Annotated in this window: 28 protein-coding genes and 1 other annotated feature; of the genes, 3 read left to right on the top strand and 25 right to left on the bottom strand. The window is 38.1% G+C overall.

Annotated elements, in window-relative coordinates; genetic code table 11:
- The first annotated feature begins 184 nt into the window (after positions 1-184).
- Positions 185-859 (top strand): DUF421 domain-containing protein, encoded by a 675-nt coding sequence (locus tag KI363_RS16980; protein WP_212967063.1) that lies wholly within the window; start codon positions 185-187, stop codon positions 857-859.
- A gap of 56 nt (positions 860-915) precedes the next feature.
- Here the strand turns inward: KI363_RS16980 and KI363_RS16975 are convergent, their stop codons facing one another.
- Together KI363_RS16975 and KI363_RS16970 are read right to left on the bottom strand one after the other, a co-directional pair.
- A complete protein-coding gene (locus tag KI363_RS16975; RefSeq protein ID WP_158322531.1) occupies positions 916-2,001 on the bottom strand; it encodes a M42 family metallopeptidase in 1,086 nt (361 codons plus the stop codon).
- A gap of 65 nt (positions 2,002-2,066) precedes the next feature.
- Positions 2,067-2,558, bottom strand: coding sequence for a dUTP diphosphatase (locus KI363_RS16970; protein ID WP_158322530.1), 492 nt, complete (start codon positions 2,556-2,558; stop codon positions 2,067-2,069).
- Between the two features lie 97 nt (positions 2,559-2,655).
- Here KI363_RS16970 and KI363_RS16965 point away from each other — a divergent pair, with 97 nt between their 5' ends.
- Positions 2,656-3,060 carry a sigma-w pathway protein ysdB gene (locus tag KI363_RS16965; protein WP_158322529.1) on the top strand — a complete coding sequence of 135 codons (405 nt, stop codon included), beginning with the start codon at positions 2,656-2,658 and terminating at the stop codon, positions 3,058-3,060.
- 102 nt (positions 3,061-3,162) lie between these two features.
- On the opposite strand, the gene KI363_RS16960 is transcribed toward KI363_RS16965, so the two are convergent.
- The 5 genes from KI363_RS16960 to infC all read right to left on the bottom strand — a co-directional run bounded on the left by KI363_RS16960 (position 3,163) and on the right by infC (position 5,377).
- On the bottom strand, positions 3,163-3,753 hold the full coding sequence (locus KI363_RS16960) for a TVP38/TMEM64 family protein (protein WP_212967062.1): 591 nt from the start codon (positions 3,751-3,753) through the stop codon (positions 3,163-3,165).
- A gap of 47 nt (positions 3,754-3,800) precedes the next feature.
- Positions 3,801-4,076, bottom strand: coding sequence for a DUF1294 domain-containing protein (locus tag KI363_RS16955; RefSeq protein ID WP_212967061.1), 276 nt, complete (start codon positions 4,074-4,076; stop codon positions 3,801-3,803).
- 195 nt (positions 4,077-4,271) lie between these two features.
- On the bottom strand, positions 4,272-4,625 hold the full coding sequence (rplT, locus tag KI363_RS16950) for a 50S ribosomal protein L20 (RefSeq protein WP_057985116.1): 354 nt from the start codon (positions 4,623-4,625) through the stop codon (positions 4,272-4,274).
- 26 nt (positions 4,626-4,651) lie between these two features.
- Positions 4,652-4,852: a 50S ribosomal protein L35 gene (rpmI, locus tag KI363_RS16945; protein ID WP_057985118.1), complete on the bottom strand. Its 201-nt coding sequence runs from the start codon at positions 4,850-4,852 to the stop codon at positions 4,652-4,654.
- 21 nt (positions 4,853-4,873) lie between these two features.
- The gene (infC, locus tag KI363_RS16940; protein ID WP_158322526.1) at positions 4,874-5,377 is read right to left on the bottom strand and encodes a translation initiation factor IF-3; all 504 of its coding nucleotides are present in this window, start codon (positions 5,375-5,377) and stop codon (positions 4,874-4,876) included.
- Between the two features lie 107 nt (positions 5,378-5,484).
- Positions 5,485-5,619, bottom strand: a sequence feature (ribosomal protein L20 leader region).
- 208 nt (positions 5,620-5,827) lie between these two features.
- Between infC and KI363_RS16935 the strand changes: the two genes are divergently transcribed.
- Entirely contained in the window at positions 5,828-6,379 is a 552-nt protein-coding gene (locus tag KI363_RS16935) for a YusW family protein (RefSeq protein WP_212967060.1), read from the top strand.
- 229 nt (positions 6,380-6,608) lie between these two features.
- On the opposite strand, the gene KI363_RS16930 is transcribed toward KI363_RS16935, so the two are convergent.
- From KI363_RS16930 to KI363_RS16845, 18 genes are all read right to left on the bottom strand, one after another.
- Complete coding sequence (locus KI363_RS16930) at positions 6,609-7,472, bottom strand: GNAT family N-acetyltransferase (RefSeq protein WP_212967059.1); 864 nt, start codon at positions 7,470-7,472, stop codon at positions 6,609-6,611.
- A 24-nt stretch (positions 7,473-7,496) separates the two neighbouring features.
- Complete coding sequence (locus KI363_RS16925; RefSeq protein WP_158322523.1) at positions 7,497-8,042, bottom strand: HAD-IIIA family hydrolase; 546 nt, start codon at positions 8,040-8,042, stop codon at positions 7,497-7,499.
- The gene (locus KI363_RS16920; RefSeq protein WP_212967058.1) at positions 8,039-8,602 is read right to left on the bottom strand and encodes a ribonuclease FAU-1 family protein; all 564 of its coding nucleotides are present in this window, start codon (positions 8,600-8,602) and stop codon (positions 8,039-8,041) included. The genes KI363_RS16925 and KI363_RS16920 overlap by 4 nt, the downstream gene beginning before the upstream one ends.
- The gene (locus tag KI363_RS16915; RefSeq protein WP_212967057.1) at positions 8,596-9,336 is read right to left on the bottom strand and encodes a nucleotidyltransferase domain-containing protein; all 741 of its coding nucleotides are present in this window, start codon (positions 9,334-9,336) and stop codon (positions 8,596-8,598) included. Before KI363_RS16915 ends, KI363_RS16920 begins: the two co-directional genes overlap by 7 nt.
- 79 nt (positions 9,337-9,415) lie before the next feature.
- Complete coding sequence (locus tag KI363_RS16910; RefSeq protein WP_212967056.1) at positions 9,416-10,504, bottom strand: BadF/BadG/BcrA/BcrD ATPase family protein; 1,089 nt, start codon at positions 10,502-10,504, stop codon at positions 9,416-9,418.
- A 245-nt stretch (positions 10,505-10,749) separates the two neighbouring features.
- On the bottom strand, positions 10,750-10,899 hold the full coding sequence (locus KI363_RS16905) for a hypothetical protein (protein WP_212967055.1): 150 nt from the start codon (positions 10,897-10,899) through the stop codon (positions 10,750-10,752).
- Between the two features lie 105 nt (positions 10,900-11,004).
- Positions 11,005-11,499: a hypothetical protein gene (locus KI363_RS16900; RefSeq protein ID WP_212967054.1), complete on the bottom strand. Its 495-nt coding sequence runs from the start codon at positions 11,497-11,499 to the stop codon at positions 11,005-11,007.
- A gap of 29 nt (positions 11,500-11,528) precedes the next feature.
- Positions 11,529-12,233, bottom strand: coding sequence for a YwaF family protein (locus KI363_RS16895; RefSeq protein WP_212967053.1), 705 nt, complete (start codon positions 12,231-12,233; stop codon positions 11,529-11,531).
- Positions 12,234-12,290: 57 nt separating this feature from the next.
- Positions 12,291-13,064: an APH(3') family aminoglycoside O-phosphotransferase gene (locus KI363_RS16890; protein ID WP_212967052.1), complete on the bottom strand. Its 774-nt coding sequence runs from the start codon at positions 13,062-13,064 to the stop codon at positions 12,291-12,293.
- A gap of 27 nt (positions 13,065-13,091) precedes the next feature.
- The gene (locus KI363_RS16885; protein WP_212967051.1) at positions 13,092-13,574 is read right to left on the bottom strand and encodes an NUDIX hydrolase; all 483 of its coding nucleotides are present in this window, start codon (positions 13,572-13,574) and stop codon (positions 13,092-13,094) included.
- A 105-nt stretch (positions 13,575-13,679) separates the two neighbouring features.
- Positions 13,680-14,234 carry a DUF2441 domain-containing protein gene (locus KI363_RS16880; protein ID WP_212967050.1) on the bottom strand — a complete coding sequence of 185 codons (555 nt, stop codon included), beginning with the start codon at positions 14,232-14,234 and terminating at the stop codon, positions 13,680-13,682.
- A gap of 150 nt (positions 14,235-14,384) precedes the next feature.
- Positions 14,385-15,296, bottom strand: coding sequence for an MBL fold metallo-hydrolase (locus tag KI363_RS16875; protein WP_212967078.1), 912 nt, complete (start codon positions 15,294-15,296; stop codon positions 14,385-14,387).
- Between the two features lie 126 nt (positions 15,297-15,422).
- The gene (locus KI363_RS16870) at positions 15,423-16,547 is read right to left on the bottom strand and encodes a CAP domain-containing protein (RefSeq protein ID WP_212967049.1); all 1,125 of its coding nucleotides are present in this window, start codon (positions 16,545-16,547) and stop codon (positions 15,423-15,425) included.
- Positions 16,548-17,176: 629 nt separating this feature from the next.
- Positions 17,177-17,893, bottom strand: a complete 717-nt coding sequence (locus tag KI363_RS16865) for a class I SAM-dependent methyltransferase (RefSeq protein WP_212967048.1) — start codon at positions 17,891-17,893, stop codon at positions 17,177-17,179.
- 17 nt (positions 17,894-17,910) lie between these two features.
- Positions 17,911-18,234 (bottom strand): HIT family protein, encoded by a 324-nt coding sequence (locus tag KI363_RS16860; protein ID WP_212967047.1) that lies wholly within the window; start codon positions 18,232-18,234, stop codon positions 17,911-17,913.
- Positions 18,231-18,719 (bottom strand): NUDIX hydrolase, encoded by a 489-nt coding sequence (locus KI363_RS16855; protein ID WP_212967046.1) that lies wholly within the window; start codon positions 18,717-18,719, stop codon positions 18,231-18,233. The genes KI363_RS16860 and KI363_RS16855 overlap by 4 nt, the downstream gene beginning before the upstream one ends.
- A 14-nt stretch (positions 18,720-18,733) precedes the next feature.
- Positions 18,734-18,883 (bottom strand): hypothetical protein, encoded by a 150-nt coding sequence (locus KI363_RS16850; RefSeq protein WP_212967045.1) that lies wholly within the window; start codon positions 18,881-18,883, stop codon positions 18,734-18,736.
- 5 nt (positions 18,884-18,888) lie between these two features.
- Positions 18,889-19,179 (bottom strand): HAD family hydrolase, encoded by a 291-nt coding sequence (locus KI363_RS16845; RefSeq protein ID WP_212967044.1) that lies wholly within the window; start codon positions 19,177-19,179, stop codon positions 18,889-18,891.
- Positions 19,180-19,295 lie beyond the last annotated feature (116 nt).

Below are 19,295 nucleotides of genomic sequence, written 5' to 3'. Positions count from 1 at the left end.
CGAAGTTAAGAACTTAATATTGACCTGAATCTGGTTTATGGATTCAGGTTTTTTTATGGATTGTTCTAAAATCGAAGTGATCAACATTGAACAAGCGTTTAACTAAAATAGAACAACTCCTGATTGAAAGCCAACTAAAACGGGTAAGCCATTTTATACAGGTTTTGAATGTGGAGGAGTTAATATGGATACAAGTATTACCGTTAAAGTTATTTCCGGATTAATGATCTTGTTGTTAATCATTCGTCTTTTAGGAAAAAAGGAACTATCTCAATTCACTCCATTCGATTTCGTTTATCTTCTAGTAATTGGTGGTTTCTTAGAGGAATCCGTTTATGATGAAAAAGTTAGCGTCTGGGAAGTCCTTTACACGATTATATTATGGGCGATTTTAATTTATTTCATCGAAGCAATCGTACGTAAATTTGATAAAATCAAGCCAATCATCAAGGGAGAGCCCGCCATTATTATTAATGATGGAGAGCTAAATATTAAAGAACTTAAAAGAAATAAATTAGAATCAGAACAGCTTAGAACCATGCTCCGTCAACAGGGGATATTTTCGATCAAAGAATTAAAATTTGCTATTCTAGAGCCAAATGGTCAATTAAGTATAATGAAAAATGAGGCCTATTCTCCTGTGACAGCAGAAATGTTACATCTTCACCCGGCTAAATCTTCCTTATCTCACCAACTTATTGATGAAGGAAGAATAAAAGAAAAAAACCTTAAATTCATCGATAAAGACAGAGAATGGTTATTAAGCCAACTAAATAAAGAAGGCTATAGAGATATACAGGAAATTTTTTATGCCGAATGGTCCGAAGAAAGCGGTTTTACCATTAAAACAAATTCTTAACTTTTTATCTATTTGTTTCATGAAGGCAAAAGACCCGCAAATTGCGGGCCTCATTCCTATTCATAAGTAATTTTATCAACCGTTTCTCGATCCAAGCGCTTGATGACTTCCGTAATAAGTTTTACAGCATTTTCAAAATCATCACGGTGAAGAATACCTGCATGGGAGTGAATATAGCGAGTTGCGATGGTCATGGCAATCGAAGGTGCTCCTTCGGCAGCTAAATGGATCGAACCAGCATCTGTTCCCCCACCCGGGATCGCATCAAATTGATAGGGGATATTTAATTCATCTGCCACGTCTGTAATCAGTTCACGCAGGCCTTTATGTGAAACCATTGAAGCATCATATAGGATAATTTGCGGCCCTTCTCCCATCTTCGATTGCGCTTCTTTTTCCGTAATACCCGGTGTGTCCCCAGCAATGCCGACATCCACTGCAATCGCGATATCTGGTTGAATTTTATTCGCCGCTGTTTTAGCACCGCGAAGCCCTACTTCTTCTTGAACAGTCCCAACACCATAGACAATGTTTTGGTGATCTTCTCCCTGGAGATTCCTTAAAACATCAATCGCAATCGCACAACCAATTCGATTGTCCCATGCCTTCGCAAGCAGCATTTTCTCATTATTCATCACAGTAAATTCAAAGTATGGCACCGCCATATCACCTGGTCGGACGCCCCATTCCAGTGCTTCCTCTCGGTTAGAAGCACCAATATCAATAAACATATCTTTAATATCAATTGGTTTCTTACGTGCTTCTGCTGATAAAATATGAGGTGGTTTAGAACCAATGACCCCTGTAATGTCCCCCTTCGAAGTGACGATTGTTACCCGTTGTGCAAGCATCACTTGTGACCACCAACCGCCTACAGTTTGAAAACGCAAAAAGCCTTTGTCATCGATTTGTGTAATCATAAATCCAACTTCATCTAAATGACCGGATATCATAATTTTTGGCCCGTTTTCCGCCCCCGTTTTTTTAGCGATTAAACTGCCTAAGCCATCGGACTCCACTTCATCCGCAAAAGGGGTTATGTATTGTTTCATCACTTCTCTTGGCTCTTTTTCATTTCCCGGGATTCCTTTAGCATCTGTTAAATCTTTTAACATTGTCAATGTCTCATCTAACTTTGTCAACCTGACCCCTCCTTCACAAATTTGAAACTATTTCCATTATAATAAAAAGGAAGGACGGAATGCTACTAATACCCTTCCTCTTGGCGTTTATAATTCACTTCATTCTTCTCTTTATAAGCCTGTTGGGTATCATCAATCGTAAATCCAAGAGATTGTCCTAAGATAAAATATTGACGCAATAATTCTTCGTAATCTTGGAGTGACCGTGATTGCCTTAACTCACCAACTTGGTGATAAACCTTTAAGAAGCTTGTCACTAAATCTTCATTCGCTTCATGAGAAACAACGGAAAAAGAGTTTTCTGCAAAGCCTAGTTCTAAACCTAGGGAGAGAATAAAATGGATGCCGTCTACATATTCCTCCAAAATCACTTTACTGTCTGAAGCTGGCTTTTTACTCCAAAATTTAAAACATCTTGTTTCATTCGCTAATTCGCCAATTTCCACTAATAGTGCTAAGATCTTGTCATCAAATAAAGGCCGACTTTGCAAGCCATGTTCCTCTTCAATGTATTGATCTAATTTCCGTTGCATTTCAAACCATTCTTTCATTGTCATAATAAAATCCCTCCTAAAAAAATTATAACAAATAAAGTGAAACTTTTTAAACTCTCGTTCGTATAGCCATATTAGATTAACCATTGGAGGTTGCGTCATGCTTATTCTGTTAAGAATCGCTATTTTCGCCTTTATTATTTACTTGATTTATAAAATCATTAAATTCATATTAGATCCGAAACGTAAACTTGAAACCGCTCATGAACAAAAAAAGTACTATTTCTATGACGTACCTAATAACATCAGAAAAAATTTCCTGATTACTTTTAATGGTGTTATGTTTGAAGGTGAAAAATATCTCGGTACAACGGATCGTTCCTTTGAAGTTGTTTCTATTTTCGTCTGGCCGCGAAACCCCGACCTTCTAAAAGGCTTATCTTATGAAGACTTTCGCTTTATCGAAAATGAAATTGAACTCCGTTATCCAGACAGTACCATTGATTGGAAAAGTCCAATTAAAGAGCTAATGGAGAAAAATAAGAATGAACATCCTACCAACTAAACTTACATTTTCACTTGTGTAACTCATGAAGGGCCTACGGAAAAATCTATTTGTGATTTTTCCGTAGGCCCTTCATGTCTTTTTGTCCTTGCCATACCGGTTTTAACACGCATTCTTCGTTTTATTTTCTTGTGAGAAGAATTCATTCCAGGCAACGGTTGACATTTTTTCTCGCAAAATGTAAACCAGTAATAAAAGAGCCAATAAGATTATAACACTAATGGTAGGAGTAAAGTGGGTGATAAATTCTCCAAATACAGTGTAAAAAAAGGCCAATGGAAGATTTGTTGCAAAAGCTCCCTTCATAAATCCCTTGAAATCAGGCCTTCTCTCTAACAAACAGAGATTTAATAAATGATAATGAAAAAAAGGAATCAGTCGTAGGATCGCTATTTGTCCAACCGTCATTTTGGCATAGCGACCAAACCATTTATTTTTAATCTTCAATAGTTTTTCATGGGTACTGGGCATTTTTCGAATGCAAAAATAAAATAAAGCCGATAAAATAAGTAATCCTATCATAGAAAATAGCGTGCCTAATACGCTACCAAATAATATCCCACCAGCCATACAAACCATTATTACAGGAATAAAAATAAATTGACGAATCACATGAAAAAAGATGAAGATAACCGGAGCCAATGTACCTGTTCCCTGGACAAATGTAAGCATGATCAATAATTGTTCGTTCAATTTGATCACCCGCCTTCTTACTATAGTCTATGGGGTAGAGAAATTTGTTATGACAGGCGGTCAAGCATCAAATAAAAAAGTGTAACGTCAAGAATAGCTAATAATGGGAATCCGTATTTAAAAGCAAAGTGCTTGGTTTTATGACGGTAGGACCACATACCAAGCGTTGTTCCTGCTGCTCCACCTATAATAGCGATTAGCCATAAGTTTTTTTCACTTACACGCCATTCTCTCTTTTGCGCCCTTCTCTTATCCATCTTCATAATATAGATTCCCCATAAATTTATGATAATGATGTACATTACTACAAATGATTTAAGCATATTCCTCCACCTTCTATAGCAAAAGCCATTCTCCACGATGATAGAGAATGGCTTTAAAAAAGTAATATATTGTCTAGCTACAGGCGGTAGGAGCTCGAGGTCAAATAACCTGAAACGGCCGAAGGGAAAAGCGCCCTTCTTCCGTTCCAGAACATTTGCTTGTCGCTCCTAGACAACCGCCTTTCGCTTTTCTAATTATAGAGCTGCTTTCGCTTTATTGGCTAATTCTGCGAATGCATTTTCGTCAGATACAGCTAGATCAGCAAGCATTTTGCGGTTCACTTCAATGCCAGCCAATTTCAAGCCATGCATTAAACGGCTATAAGAAAGACCGTTCATACGAGCAGCTGCATTAATACGAGTGATCCAAAGCTTACGGAAATCACGCTTTTTATTACGACGATCACGGTAAGCGTACATATAAGATTTCATTACTTGTTGATTGGCTACTTTAAATAATCTATGTTTTGAACCATAATAACCTTTAGCTAATTTTAAAACTTTCTTGCGACGTCTGCGAGTAACTGTACCGCCTTTAACACGTGGCATATTGATTCCCTCCTATTGGTTCCGGTTTATTTCAGATTGTCAAGTAGGTGACGAATTCTTTTAAAATCACCTTTTGAGACAATGGCAGATTTACGTAGTTTACGTTTTTGTTTTTGTGATTTATGAGCGAACATGTGGCTTGTATAAGCATGTGAACGTTTCAGTTTACCGCTACCTGTTTTCTTAAAACGCTTTGCTGCGCCACGGTGAGTTTTCATTTTTGGCATAGGGTTTTCCTCCTCAAAACTTTACTTTTCGGCTTTTGGTGCTAACACCAAGAACATACTACGGCCATCCATTTTCGGTTTCGATTCAACAGTTGCTAAATCACTGCACTCATCAGCAAATTTATTCAGTACGCGTTGACCGATTTCCTTATGTGTAATGGCACGTCCTCTAAAGCGGATCGAAGCTTTCACTTTGTCCCCTTTTTCTAGGAACTTACGTCCGTTTCGAAGCTTCGTATTGAAATCATGATCTTCAATGGTCGGACTTAATCGAACTTCCTTCACATTGATCACTTTTTGGTTTTTCCGTGCTTCTTTTTCTTTCTTTTGTTGCTCAAAACGATATTTCCCATGGTCCATAATTCTGGCTACTGGCGGTTTCGCATTAGGGGCAACAAGAACAAGATCAAGATTTGCACGAGTAGCCATTTCCAATGCTTCATTACGGGATTTGACTCCAAGCTGATTACCCTGATGATCAATTAGACGAAGTTCACGGGCACGAATGCCTTCATTTACCAACATATCTTTGCTAATAGTTAGCCACCTCCAAGATATTTTCGGAATACATCTGTTTGGAAAAAGATAAGCGCAGGCGCTCTACTCATCATCAAGCTGTCGCCTTAAAAATGAGCATTAAAAAAAAGCGGGCACAAGGCACCCGCTTTTCATTCAAAATATTTAATGAATGATAATTTCAGATCTAAAACCTGCCAACAGCCTATGGCGTCGATCAGGCGAGAAGCGGGCAGCTCCTTCTTCCATTAACGAGTATTCAATTCACTTAAGAATATATCATATGAACACAATTTTGTCAATCACTACTGCTTACACAAGAACTTATTATAGCAAATAAAATGATACAACACAATCCCTTTTTAGACTTTTATATCCTATAGACCGTTAGAATGTTTAATTTCTCTAATGTCGGTAAAACTTATAAATTAGAAGGCCATATATTGGAGGTTTAAGAAAATGAAAAAATGGTTCGTATCTATTATAGGAACTGGCTTATTATTAGGACTAGCAGCTTGCTCAGATGATCCCTCTGTTGATAATCATCCAAAAGAACAAGTTGTACCAAGCGACAATCAAGATAGGGAACAAACACCAGATACAATCCAGGTGGAAGACAGCGGAAATAAGTCTCATGAGGGGCAAGTTCAGAATGATCAAGATGCAGCAGAAATGATGCAAGATCTTAACTTTACTGAATTTGAACTCGAAGTAAACTATGGTCCCAACGAGGAAATCGATTACGAATATAAACAGAAAAGCAATGACGGGGATTATAAAGCAGAAATGAAAGACACAGTTAAAAATGTTATTTATAAAGGGATGGAAGCTTTTACCGCTTTGCATACACAATTAAAAGATCTTGAGCTAAACGCCAATATGGACAAAGAAGCAGCCATTCAAGAAATTCTCGATCGTTTTGACCTAGATGCAGATTATAGCAAATTCGAATTAGAGGTTACATTTAAAGATGGGAGCAAATTAGATATCGAAGATCGAAAAACCCCTTAAATTCATATTTATTCCATTAGTTGAATCGTCCATTTCTAAATCTCTGTAGGTAGGAAATGGACGAGGGTTTAATCGTATTTATCTTCTTACTTAGAAAAGTATTTTAAAAAACAATAACCAAAAATACCCCAATAAAAAAATCATTCCTTCTGATTAAAAGTGGATCGTTCCTTTATGGATGAACGCCAAGTTCGCTATGTCATGCTTCCCCGTTCTTAGGCCAGAGACTCTAGGTTATTGGAATAATCCTTGCATTACAAGCTCTCTCGTAAAATTCGATTGGTCCTGCTTCGTCTATAATCGCATAGGCATAACCGTGTTCTTGCATTGCTCTCAGACTTTGATGCAGCAATTGATAACCAATTCCTTGACCACGGTGATGAATCGCCGTCCCCATTGGACCGAATAAACCTTTCTTCTTTCGCACAACATCATAACATGCAAACCCTATAATCCGATCCTTTTCTATAGCAAGGAAAATAGGAATGTTCGTTTCACAAAAGCCATTTACAATCGATTCGATCCAGCCATTCCCAAATTCATTTTCAACAAAATCTCTTAAAGCTATAAAATCAGCTTGTGTTGCTCTTCTAATGATCCTCTCGCCTACAGTCACATCGGGATAAGAATATTCCTTTAAGGAAACGATTAGATCTCTAGGAGAATAAACAATATCGAGTATACTTAAAACATCCTGTCTGCTAATCAAGGAACAGATATTAGGATCTTTTAAATCAAATAGGGATTTTAACACTAGGCCTTCATTTATATAAATCTGTTTATACCGCATCATTAATTGAAAGGACCTCTCCAAAACCCTTTTTACGGATAAGGAAACTTTTGCATGAAAAGGCCAACATTGGACTGCTTGTTTTTCATCATCTACATTTGATTGATAGGCTCGCTCTAGTAAACTCTCATACGTTTTATAATAGTTTATCAGCAATTCGGCACATACTCCCGTCCCTTCATGGAAAGCACCTACAAGCAAATGAATCGGTTCCACAATCCCAGATGATTCTAAAACTGCTAATTCGGCATGTCGAAAAATCCTCTTACACCGATTCGTAAATTTCATTGTTTCAGAAATCATGATTTCCCCTTTCAAATAAGTGTTTTAATTAAGAGTATTCAACCAATTAACAGCATCTAAGACGTCCTGAGCAATATAATCAGGTGTTACTTCTGCCCATTTCCCAAAATATTGCTTTCGGCAATAGCGATCATAGGCATCATAACCTGCACCAGTTTTCACTAAAACCTTCAAGCACCCCACTTCATGCGCAGCCATTAAGTCTGTCCAGCGATCTCCGATGACGACACACTTTTCTAAATCTAATTGATGTTCATCTGCTGCTTTTTCAAGCAGTCCTGATGCAGGTTTTCTGCAAAGACAACTTGCATCAGGACGATGTGGGCAAAGGTAGACGGCATCAAAACCAAAACCTTTAAGCTCTTTATGAAACGCTCTTTCCGTACTCTTCCCTGCCGCAATTCCAGGTTGGTTTGTGAAAGAGTAAATCGGGATCCCATCTTCTTTTAAACGTTCTATAGCTTTCACTGCATTTGGATATAATTCAAATTCACCAGGAAACACAACCTGATCATGTCCCCCGATCGTTCCATCCCGATCTAGAAAAACAGCTTGAATCCATTTACTCATTTTGAACTTCCTCCCCCCAGGGTCCGATCATTGTACAGCATTTTCATATGTTCCTTTGATAATTTTAATAAGGGAAATTGTTCGCTTCGGATGAGATCTTCCATGTGGTCTGCTTCTTTCCATGCCAACTGATATAAATCCTTATCAAGGATACCGTTTTCTAACGCTTCCTCAAGTTCATCCTCGTCTTTCAGAAAAATTTCTCCTGATGGCAAAACGACAATGTCCAGAAATAAATCATCCATCCAAGGCCGATCGTTTTCTATGCCAATTTCTTTACAAATATCAATATACCACTGGACAATTTCACCTTTAGCATTGAACATGGTGGTTAAGGAATAATGCTGATCTTTCGGAAAATGCTGAAGCCAACAATACCCATCATCCACAATACAAACTCGTGTATCACCATACTGGACAAAAGATGGTTCTGTCACCTTGCGAATCTGTAACAGTGTGATGCTCCCTGTGAATTCGTCTGAATCTAAAAATATTTGACGAAACTCTCGATTAAGAACACGTTTCCACCCAGCACGGTCACCATATTTTCGTTTTAGCATTCTTCCCCTCCATTTTTATCCTTTCCCATCGAAAATCCGGCAAAGAGTAAGCCGCCATATGGCTGTAAGATCGTTTCGACAAATTGAATGATACTATCCTTCTCATTCTTTTGATAAAAAGTTTCAAGGGCCGCTATTAAATCTTTTGCAAGCTCTTCATCAAAATTTTTCAATGCTCGAATCGTCCATTTCGATGAGTCAATCCATTGACGATTCATTCGTAGAATAAATTCTATCGTTAAATCAGCAAGTGTGTTGACGAGAAAAATAGCTTCTTCTCGTTTGACACAGCCTTTAAGATCATCCAATACATCGGTTAAAAAATAGCGCTTCATTTCGATCGTTTCGCTTGACCATTTTTCTGGCCCCTTCTTTAATAATTCATTTGCTTCTTGTTTAATCGTTATTAAAATATTGGCATCCCTAACGATAATCCCTTCTGACACCATTTTAGGCATACTAGGTTTCGCTCGTTTGCAATCGCTCTCAAAAAATTCTTTATAAGACGTAAAGTTATGAACAAAACATTCAATATACCAGCCAAAATCAATAAATGACTCGCGATAGGAGGATCTGAGCTCCTTATCAAAAACCACAATATCTAAATCTGACGTAGAAGTTGCTTCCCCACGCACTACACTTCCTGCCAATAGTGCAGCCTGGCAATTCGGAAAGTGTTTTTCGATGACAAGTTGAGCAGCCATTTCAGGGACTGGACGTGAAGAGGTTTCCATAAACTCTTCCCCTTTCCTATTAACCTTTCAGTAATAAATCTTTAATAGCTCTACTGTTCCATTTATATTAATAATTTTATTATGGCCCAATTTTCGACCTTTCGTGTTTGGCTATTTCCGTTAATATTTCTTCTGTTATAGGGATTCCAAATTCTTTAAGTGCCATTAAGACAGCACCTGCTACAGGTGATAATATTGGCTCTACCACTTGATATTGCTTATTAGAGCCTTTTTGCAGTATATCTGTTAACTGGCCAAGAAAATAAGGACTTCGTACCACACTACCGACAAATGAAACTTTGACCCTCTCTTCCTTAAAATATTGGCCAATTAATCGGATACCTGTCTCTAAAGTAAGGATAGCTTCATCGCAAACACGCTTTGCCAATGGTCGATTATGAGCAGCAGCCCTCGTTACGATGGGAGCCATTAATCCAAATTGACGATCTCTCTCAACTTTGTCCATATAAAAATGATGTAAATGAAGCTCTCGTAATTCATCTATACCTTCTACTTGCCAAAACCGCAGTACTTCTTGTATCAATGCCTTGTCCTCAAATTGTACTTGGTCCGCCAAAATAGAATGAACAGCTTGATAAGATAAATATCGTGCAGCCGTTGGGGCATAATGTCCAAAAGTAGAATTAAATAACACTTCCCCTTTTTCTGTATAGCCCATCACAATAGACCCCGTACCTGAAACCACCATAATTCCTGGATCAAATAAAAAAGCACCAATATGGCCTACTTCGGAATCATTCATAATCCGATGTGGACAAGACATCCCATCAATATAAAGAAGAGATTTTGCTAAAGGAAGGTCTTCTTTTTGTTGATAACATGGAAGGCCAGCCGCTACATAACAGACATCCTCTAGCGACCTTTCAGCGGTAGACAATGCTCCTAAGATGGCCATTTGAATATTTTCCTTTGCTGTAGGATCCCGATAAGGATGTGCACTGCCTGATTCTTGATAGGCTAGAACATGTCCTTGCAAGTCCGCCACCATGGCACGAGTATTCGTTCCCCCACCTTCTAATCCAATCACACAAGCCCTAATCATTTGCTTTTCTCCATTCATTTTTTCTTTTGTTTCTTCCAAGACATTTGTAAAATAAAAATTTAATAACCAATTTACCTTGCCATTTTCCTCAACTTCACTTTTCATCATGTATCCACTACTCTACTTTACATTTCTCTTTCGAAAAATTACCCAAAGGATTTAAAAAATACCAAAAGCTACAAATTCCACCACGATATCCAGAAATATTTTCTATTCCATTTTCCTTACAAATATCGATATATCACTTCACCTTTGTCATCGAACATAGTCGTCAAGGAATAATGTTGATCCTTTGGAAAATACTAAGCCAACAATAGCCATCATCCACAATACAAACCTGTTTATCTTCACTACTGAACAACGGATGATCCTTTTACTTTATGAATCCGCAACAATGTGATATTCCGTATGAATTCATGCGAATCAAGAAACAATTGGCAAAACTCCTTATCTAGAACTTGCTTCCATCCAGCACGATCACCATATTTTCGTTTTATCATTCTTCCCTTCCATTTTTATCCTTCCCAATATTTCCCCAACACCAGTTGAGTGGTCTTTGATGGTGAACACCTATTGATCATCTCCCTCTAGAAATTTCATGCACGCTACAACTTTTCACCTATATATTTCTCTAAGAGGTTTATGAAATCATCCCAATTTTTCGGGTAATCATTGCTCCCACTTATTCTTACGCTTTGATTATCGGGATAATCAATCGTAATCCCCCACTGGATTCCATCTAAGACACTAAGGTCATCATAATCATCTTTCCATTTCTCCATTTTCAATTGGACTAATTCTCCCAGTAATTCATCCCATTTTTCGTCACTTAATGGAATGAATTTTAGTTTTTGTCCTTCATCGAGTTCGTTAACAGTCACCTCTTTGATATCTAATGATCCATGTCCAAGCTTACTTAAACCATATTTAATCGATTTGTCTTCGTCACTAGCATCAATATAGACATAGTGTGAATCATCATTGTATCCTCCCTTTGAAAATTCCAATGTTGTCATTTCCTCAATTGGAGGAATACGGCCACAAGCACTTAAGCCAATGATAACAAGATACACAGTGAAACACTTCAAGAAACGTATCATTTTACCACTCCTTAGACCTGATTATCCTATTACTTAGTCCCTCCTTTTTCCATTTCACTATTACGAAAAATCGACCAAAGCAATAGAAAGATCAAAAAAGCAACGAACTCCAGTGATAAAAGATACCATGGATAGGGTCCTAAATAATCCAATAAGCTCCCCCCGGTAGGCTTAGCCCTTAGAAACATGTAGTTTCCTCGAAATAACCAATTGACTAAAAACACAATAGGTAGAATCAAGTTTAAGAGTATCATTGTTTTAACAATACCTATAAAGGTTGGACGATAGCCTTTATACCAAGTAAAATAGCAAGCTGTTAGAATAATACCAAAATGGGTATAAAAGAAATGAAAATAACGAAAATGAGGAAAACTAAGCTCTAAATCTGGTGTCATGATCGCCTGTAAGGCTCCACCAATCCCAGCATAAAAAACAAAATCATATAAATGCCTACTTCCTGTCCATAAGAGTACAATCGTGAGGATCAGACTAATGCTGCATAATTCTAACGGCAACGAATAACTAACATCCCAACGCTCCGTTTTCCACATCCACGTTTGGTAAAGTAACTCCATGATCAATAGTGATAAAGCATAAAATTTCTCTATCGGCTCAATACCACCCCACTTATTTCGCATTAAAAATAGAATATAAATGATGACAAAACCGATTATAACAGCTACAATATGCGCTGTAGAAAAGATAACAAATGAGGGCTCATTCGTAAAATTCAACTGTTCTCCCCCATTCCGTATTAAAGGATTGATAAAGGTTTTTCCTCCATCACTTGTCTAAAAGAACTCATCCAAAAGTTGATAAAAATCTATTTTTTCTTCATCTACTTCCTCTATTCCATATTCCTTCAAAAAGAGCGAGATAAGTTGGTCACCAAAATTATAGGCAATACTTCGAACAGCTAAAGCGATATCCTGATAACGATCAGCGACTCCCGCTCTTCCCAGATCAATAAAACCACTGACTTCATTGTGGTGAAGGATAATATTTGGCAGGCAATAATCCCCATGGGTAAAAACAAGGTCCTCATCCTTAGGTCGTTTTTCAAGCAGTTCTTGAAAAAGCTCCTCTGCATTCTTCCCTTTCCGTTCTTCATCCAAATCTTCTAGATCGACAAGGTTTTTATTTACTCTTTCCCTTGCTTCTTGTATTGTTACGGCTAAAGTACGTTGAAAAGGACAGTGTTCTACGGAAATACTATGTATCTCCCTTAATCCTTTTGCCAATAGTTTAATTACATGCGGAAGATTGGTATTATGTGAAGAGTCAGATGCATCAATGCCTTTAATTTCCGTCATTAATAAATATTCCTTTTTATCATCTTCGCCATAATAGAGTACCTCTGGCACGGCTAATTTTCCTTGAAGCCATTCCATCTTCTCTTGCTCAATTTGTAATGGTTCAATAGCATTGATTGCCTGTGTTTTCAAGTAAAGTGAGTGACTCTCCTTTTTCAATAAAAATGTACTGGCTTCCGAATGACCAATGGTAACCTGTTGCCACGTATAGCCCGTGATGATTCGCTCTAATTTTTTGGGGTCGCTCTGCATATTCTCACCTCGATATCATCCTTGCCCCTAAATATCCCTTTTCATTTTCAATTCAAATGCTGGTTTCGTAACATAGTCCATATACTGAACTGATCCATCAAAATCCAAATAGGCTTGGAAACGGGTACGAATGGCTGGGGCTTCGATCATATCCAAAACTTGTTCCTTCGCAACCCAGCGATTATCCGTTGTTTCCTCCGAAGTGGCTAGTTCTCCCCCTACGGGCTTGCAGACAAAATCAAACATCACCTTTGTCGGGACATCTGTAACACCGTCATACCATTTATGCATTCCAGTATTAGAATGTACACCAATTAAATGCGACACAATCGTATCAATTCCACTTTCTTCCTTGATCTCTCTCGTCACTGCGTTAATCACATTTTCTCCGACTTCCACTTGTCCCCCTGGATACACCCAGCCACCGTGATGTGTTTTAACAAGGAGAATATTCCCTTGATCATCTTCCACGATCCCACCTGCGGCAACAATATGTGTTGGCATTTCCATTGTCTCTCCACCCTTCTTTGGACTTACTCTTTATTATTCTAGAAGGTGACTAAATTAACCTGCCAGTTGATTAGGGAAAAGATGTTCTAAATCTTCCATGAATGCTCAGGATAAGGGAAATTCCTTTACTATTTCTACAACCTCAATCTTGCCATCTATCAACGTTTCAACCAATTGCTTTTTACCAAGTTTATTAGGTTTATTACTCCAGTAGTAATCTGCATTTCTTTCATTTTCTTCGGCATTATCAGTTCCATCAAATACATTATACGCATCACCATCAAACACTTTACCGTCTGTTTGTAACTTAACGATTTGATAAACTTTCCTACCACTATTGATAAATGAATTAGCCCACATTTCTGCACCTGATAAAGTTTTTGAGGTGTATAAACATGACATTCTGGAAGGATAGTTTGGATATTTTTCCTGTCTAACCTTTTCCAACGCTAATTCTCTATAGGTCCTAACAGTCCAGTATTCCAAATTTGAAAGTATAAATTTCGAATCACTATCAATAGGCTTATCTCCATCTAATATATTTTTGCAAGCCATTACTCGATTATAAACGCCATTAAAATGGTTATTATCAAAAATTATGATTTGTCCAAGCTTCATAGGCTTTTCGGTCACTACATGATACAAATAAATTTCAGCCACTCTTATTCTCCCTTCTTTTATTGCTCAGCAAGTGAAACTTGGCTTACTGTCAGGAATGATTTCTGGGTATCATCATGTAGCAATTGCTACAAGCAATTCTCAGTAAGCTGATAACGTTAATCTATAAGACTATTAAGAATTGGGTCTCGTTTACATAACTGTTTCACCTAACATTAAGACCCGTAATTGTTCCTCGGGGAGCTGCCGCTTTTCCCATTCACGATATAAGCGCTCCAATGCCTCAGGACCTGTGTCATCCGCTAAGCGATAAGCGCCATAATGCATCGGCACAAACGTTTTAGCTTGTAGCTCAAGAAACGCTTTCACACTATCTTCCGGATTAATATGGGAATCTTTCATAAACCACTCAGGCTCATAAGCGCCAATTGGCATAAACACCGTATCAATCTTAAAGCGTTCACCAATCTCTTTAAAGCCGGGGAAATACCCAGTATCCCCTACAAAATACATCGTTTCCTCATCACTTTGAAAAATAAATCCACCCCAATGGGAAGTATTCGTATCTGTGAGTGTTCTCCGTGTCCAATGTTGTGCTGGGACAAAGTGGATCGTAAGTCCTTTATGATCTACACTTTCCCACCAGCTCATCTCTGTTACTTGGCGGTATCCTTTTCGTAAAAATATTGATTTCAACCCTTCTGGCACTATATAATGTGGATCCCCTTTCAATTTTTTCAACGTGGGAAAATCCAAGTGATCATAGTGTCCATGGGAGATAACGACTATATCTATTTCAGGCATATCTGCAAGCGGGATTCCCGGCTCTGTCAATCTTTTTTGGAAACCCATCCGTTTCGCCCAGACAGGGTCAGTTAAAATATTCAGTCCATTTAACTGGATGAGAAACGTAGAATGCCCAACCCATGTATAAGACGTACTACTTCTGTTTTCCTTGATCTTTTCAATTTGTTTATTTGGACATTGCTCAATATTGACGGATAAATCCTTTACCTTGCTACGTCGTTCTTTCGTCCACTTCATCATTTCTCGAAACGACTTCGTGTTTGTCACATTATTTAAGTTCTCATATCTTTTTTTCATAAACTCACCCAAGATTAATTCTTTTGGAAAAATTATAACAACAATCATACCAGTGAACAATCCATATACTTATAACCACTTAAATAAGACCGCAAGACAAATGTAGTCAAAGCGGTCTTATCCATTCTATGGAGTTAAAAAGTTCTCAGTAAAATAAGGTTGTCTCTCTTGATTAAAATCAACGCCAACTCCCAATGCTTCAAAATCCTTTTGCAGGATATTTTTTCGGTGACCAGGTGAATTCATTAATCCTTCATGGGCGAAAATACTACTAAATTGTCCCATCGCAATATTTTCACCAGCCATTTGATAGAAAATAGCATCTTCTTCCATGCGGTCAAATGGTGATTTCCCGTCAAGATTCGTATGATTAAAATAACCATTTTCGGCCATATCTGCGCTGTGCCCACGTGCTGTTTTCCTCACGTCTTCATCCCAGTCAAGGATAGGAAGACCGTTTTTGACTCTTGCAGCATTCGTTAAGTCAAACAACTGATATTCAAATCCCTCTTTCAACTCATCACTAGGCTCTCCATAAATTTGTTCTTTTTTTTGTTCAAGTTCTTCATTAATAATCAAAATTGCCGTTACAGTATTTTTTTCTTGTTGATCATAAAAGATCGTGACATACTGATCACCAATCAAGAAGAGATCATATTCATCATTTGAATTGAGTTGATAGGAAACCCAGCCTTTTCGAATATACTCCAATGGCTCATACTGACTAGCAAGAACAGTCTCCCTAGCTGTTCCATAGCGAACTCCTATAGAGGAGGAAATTAAATCTTGGTTTGTATATAACCCGGCTACTCGATCATTTTCATCATAAGCAACCATCAAAAAGTTCTGATACTGCTCATGATAAGCCACCCAATCTACACCATATTCATTTCGAGTTGAGCGCTGAGGGGCGCCGAGTTTCTTTTCCACTTCTGATCGCGCATGACCGATTTCAATATTATGAATAGAAAACGTTTGATCAGCTGGAGTTTTTAATTTCGGCTTTTCTGCAGGCTCTGATTTTGATTCTTGTGGTTCTTCTTGAGAGGAGGTTTTGAATAAGTCTTGAACCTTGTAGTGAAGTGACTCAATCGTTTCGTTTATTTTCGGATTTTCTTTAATCGAATTAAAATCTGCTTGTATTTTTCCAAAAACACCTGGCACACCAGATGCTTTTAAAGTTTCTCCATAAAAATGCCAAAATCCAAATCCAATGATTAGTAATAAAAGAATATTTCGTAATTTCGGCAAACTGACACTCCTGTCTTTATCCGGATTCTATATGTATATTGTAACAAAACTTTACGGATAGGGACAATGAGTATGAACATTTACCGGGATTTGCCAAAGAAATACAAACTACACGATCCAAATATCCCTTGGATCTACATTTTTGCTATTCCTTTGTGTTTTCGTACATCCAAACGCTTCTTGGATCTACGTTTTTCCTATTCCTTCGCGTTTTCGTACATCCAAACCCAATTTGGATCTACGTTTTTCTTACTCCTTCGCATTTTCGTACACCCAAGCACACTTTGGATCTACGTTTTTCTTACTCCTTCGCATTTTCGTACATCCAAACCCAATTTGGATCTACGTTTTTGCTGTTCCTTCGCATTTTCGTACATCCAAACACACTTTGGATCTACGTTTTTGCTGTTCCTTCGAGTTTTCATAGATCCAAACCCCGCTTTAAGTCTACATTTTTGCGATTTTTCAGGTGTCTCGTACATATGAAATTCTTGATACGTTTTTTAATAAAGGGATTGTCGATCATTTGTGTAATCTCAAGCGTAATCACAAAAAATAGGTTTATGCCTGCTCTATTCCAAAATAAAAATAAATGTTTCATCGGAATTCCCTAAACCCTTATATTATAGTCAGTCATGATGCCTAAACTTCTCACCTACTACACCGATTAAAGGAGGAATTTCATGATGCGTTCTTTGTTGTCCTTCAAGTGGAACCTCTTTTGGAATCGTTAATTCCTTGATGGAAAGTAAGTGAAATCCTGTGGAAATAAAGGAATTGATATAGTTTTCCAAAGGTCGATGGTACGCACCTAATGTCCCACGTATCGTTCCTTTCCCATCTGATTTCCACCATTGTTCCGAATATTTTTTTATAATCCTTGTTCCATTTTCAAGCGTTTCACTATAGGGAGCCTGAAAACATGGGTGTGTAATCACCCAAATCATCTTTCCTTTCATTTTTAAAATGCGATGAGCCGATCGGAACACTTTTTGAAAGTCAGGCAAATCCATAAGCATCAAATTTGAAACAACAAAATCATATTCATTTTCAGAAATACTATTTAATTCCCGCGCATCATCCTGAATCCAGTGAATGGCATCAGCATGAGGAGAAGACCGAGCGATTTCCAATAATTTTTGACTAATATCTACACCAGTGATAAGTCCACCTTTTTCCATTAAGCGGCGGCTCAACTCTCCTTGCCCACATCCTACATCACAAATTTTCAATCCGGTGATTTCCCCGATTTGCTTCAATATAAATTGAAAACTCAGCTCATTAATAGGCAAGCGCTTACGAATTAAGTGATGATAAGTCTCTGCGAATGCATCATACCCCGCCATTCTCCTCCCCCTTATAGTTATTTCACCCGATCTCCAAAAACAATATGCCAATGCAAATGCTTAGACTCTTGATAAGCGCCAAGATTGGTGATTACGCGACAAGCCCCATACTCCGTTTCCATTTTTCTTGCAACTTTTTTTACAACACCTAATAACTCTAACAATACATCATCATCATCTATTGTTATAAAAGATGGGATATGCTTTTTAGGAATGGCCACAATATGGACTTGATAAAAGGGTCTTGTATGATAATAGGCTAAGACATTTTCTGTTTCATAGACTTTCTCTACTTGTGTTTTCCCACTTAAAACTTCATCGCAATAGAAATCATTGGTCATTGTATTTTTTCTCCTTTTTCATGAAGCCTTGTCTTCAACTGATAGTTCGGCTTCATTTCCCATGTCTCATACGGTACAAAGCCTTTCGCCTTCATCGCATCCAGTGTCCGAGACCTTTGCTGTGGGCGTGTAATATATTGTCCAATATTCTCTTCGTGAATCGAAATATAACGCGCTTCCAGGATCTCTTCTGGTTGCGGACAGATTTCCCCACTCACATACTCCCCTCTAAAAACTACACCCAACGTGGCCTTCGTTTGATTAAAATAAAGTCCTGTAACGCCAAGCGGACGAATCGTCACCCCGGTCTCTTCCAAAAATTCTCGGCAAACCGCCTCATCCAGTGGCTCCCCCACCTCAACATTGCCGCCCGGCATTTCCCATGTATCTGACCGCCAGTGTGTTCGTACGAGTAAAACCTCCCCCTTCTCATTCGTCACATACGCCGACACCGCAATCGTTTGCTTTGGTGGTTCATAAGTCATCCCTTATGCCCCCTCTATTTTTTATTCCAAAAAAATCCCATAGCGATAAAGCCCACACCCAGACCGATCATCGAACCGGCTCCTGTTTTATCAAATAAAAGTCCTAACCCTACCCCAAGAATAATACAACCAATGAAAACAACGCCACCTCGTTCATAATTCATCCTAGTCACTCTCCCTTATATGATCCTTCTACTAATATCTCCTTCACCTCTTGTAAACTTTCGATCGTAAAAGCTGGACGAATTCCTTTGTCAAGTGAAAGCCCTTTGCGATTATAAAAACAAAAGTCGATCCCGGCGTTGACAGAACCATTGTAATCATCGAGCAAGGAATCCCCGATGAATAATGCCTCTGCATGATTGATATTTAGTTGATTAAGAGCTGTTTCAAATATTTCCCTATTCGGCTTCCAATAGCCCACTTCATCTGAAATAATCAATTCATCAAAATAACCCATATTCCGCGCTACACCTACCACGCAAAATTTTTTCTGAAAAGCCCACTGTCATAAAGGCAACCGATCATTGCTCTTATGACAGTGTTTTATAAATAATGACAGCACACAACATATAT

The organism is Lederbergia ruris, assembly GCF_018332955.1.
In the GTDB taxonomy this organism is placed as follows: domain Bacteria; phylum Bacillota; class Bacilli; order Bacillales; family Bacillaceae_C; genus Lederbergia; species Lederbergia ruris.
The sequence above is the reverse complement of the archived record's forward strand: the minus strand, read 5'-3'. Positions and strand labels throughout refer to the sequence as shown.

Bases quoted from the DNA above. Each gene is read 5' to 3' on its own strand.
- KI363_RS16980 (WP_212967063.1), top strand. From the start codon at position 185: ATGGATACAAGTATTACCGTTAAAGTTATTTCCGGATTAATGATCTTG.
- KI363_RS16970 (WP_158322530.1), bottom strand. From the start codon at position 2,558: ATGACAATGAAAGAATGGTTTGAAATGCAACGGAAATTAGATCAATAC.
- KI363_RS16965 (WP_158322529.1), top strand. From the start codon at position 2,656: ATGCTTATTCTGTTAAGAATCGCTATTTTCGCCTTTATTATTTACTTG.
- KI363_RS16955 (WP_212967061.1), bottom strand. From the start codon at position 4,076: ATGCTTAAATCATTTGTAGTAATGTACATCATTATCATAAATTTATGG.
- rplT (WP_057985116.1), bottom strand. From the start codon at position 4,625: ATGCCACGTGTTAAAGGCGGTACAGTTACTCGCAGACGTCGCAAGAAA.
- rpmI (WP_057985118.1), bottom strand. From the start codon at position 4,852: ATGCCAAAAATGAAAACTCACCGTGGCGCAGCAAAGCGTTTTAAGAAA.
- infC (WP_158322526.1), bottom strand. From the start codon at position 5,377: ATGTTGGTAAATGAAGGCATTCGTGCCCGTGAACTTCGTCTAATTGAT.
- KI363_RS16935 (WP_212967060.1), top strand. From the start codon at position 5,828: ATGAAAAAATGGTTCGTATCTATTATAGGAACTGGCTTATTATTAGGA.
- KI363_RS16930 (WP_212967059.1), bottom strand. From the start codon at position 7,472: ATGATTTCTGAAACAATGAAATTTACGAATCGGTGTAAGAGGATTTTT.
- KI363_RS16925 (WP_158322523.1), bottom strand. From the start codon at position 8,042: ATGAGTAAATGGATTCAAGCTGTTTTTCTAGATCGGGATGGAACGATC.
- KI363_RS16920 (WP_212967058.1), bottom strand. From the start codon at position 8,602: ATGCTAAAACGAAAATATGGTGACCGTGCTGGGTGGAAACGTGTTCTT.
- KI363_RS16915 (WP_212967057.1), bottom strand. From the start codon at position 9,336: ATGGAAACCTCTTCACGTCCAGTCCCTGAAATGGCTGCTCAACTTGTC.
- KI363_RS16910 (WP_212967056.1), bottom strand. From the start codon at position 10,504: ATGAAAAGTGAAGTTGAGGAAAATGGCAAGGTAAATTGGTTATTAAAT.
- KI363_RS16905 (WP_212967055.1), bottom strand. From the start codon at position 10,899: ATGATAAAACGAAAATATGGTGATCGTGCTGGATGGAAGCAAGTTCTA.
- KI363_RS16900 (WP_212967054.1), bottom strand. From the start codon at position 11,499: ATGATACGTTTCTTGAAGTGTTTCACTGTGTATCTTGTTATCATTGGC.
- KI363_RS16890 (WP_212967052.1), bottom strand. From the start codon at position 13,064: ATGCAGAGCGACCCCAAAAAATTAGAGCGAATCATCACGGGCTATACG.
- KI363_RS16885 (WP_212967051.1), bottom strand. From the start codon at position 13,574: ATGGAAATGCCAACACATATTGTTGCCGCAGGTGGGATCGTGGAAGAT.
- KI363_RS16875 (WP_212967078.1), bottom strand. From the start codon at position 15,296: ATGAAAAAAAGATATGAGAACTTAAATAATGTGACAAACACGAAGTCG.
- KI363_RS16865 (WP_212967048.1), bottom strand. From the start codon at position 17,893: ATGGCGGGGTATGATGCATTCGCAGAGACTTATCATCACTTAATTCGT.
- KI363_RS16860 (WP_212967047.1), bottom strand. From the start codon at position 18,234: ATGACCAATGATTTCTATTGCGATGAAGTTTTAAGTGGGAAAACACAA.
- KI363_RS16855 (WP_212967046.1), bottom strand. From the start codon at position 18,719: ATGACTTATGAACCACCAAAGCAAACGATTGCGGTGTCGGCGTATGTG.
- KI363_RS16850 (WP_212967045.1), bottom strand. From the start codon at position 18,883: ATGAATTATGAACGAGGTGGCGTTGTTTTCATTGGTTGTATTATTCTT.
- KI363_RS16845 (WP_212967044.1), bottom strand. From the start codon at position 19,179: ATGGGTTATTTTGATGAATTGATTATTTCAGATGAAGTGGGCTATTGG.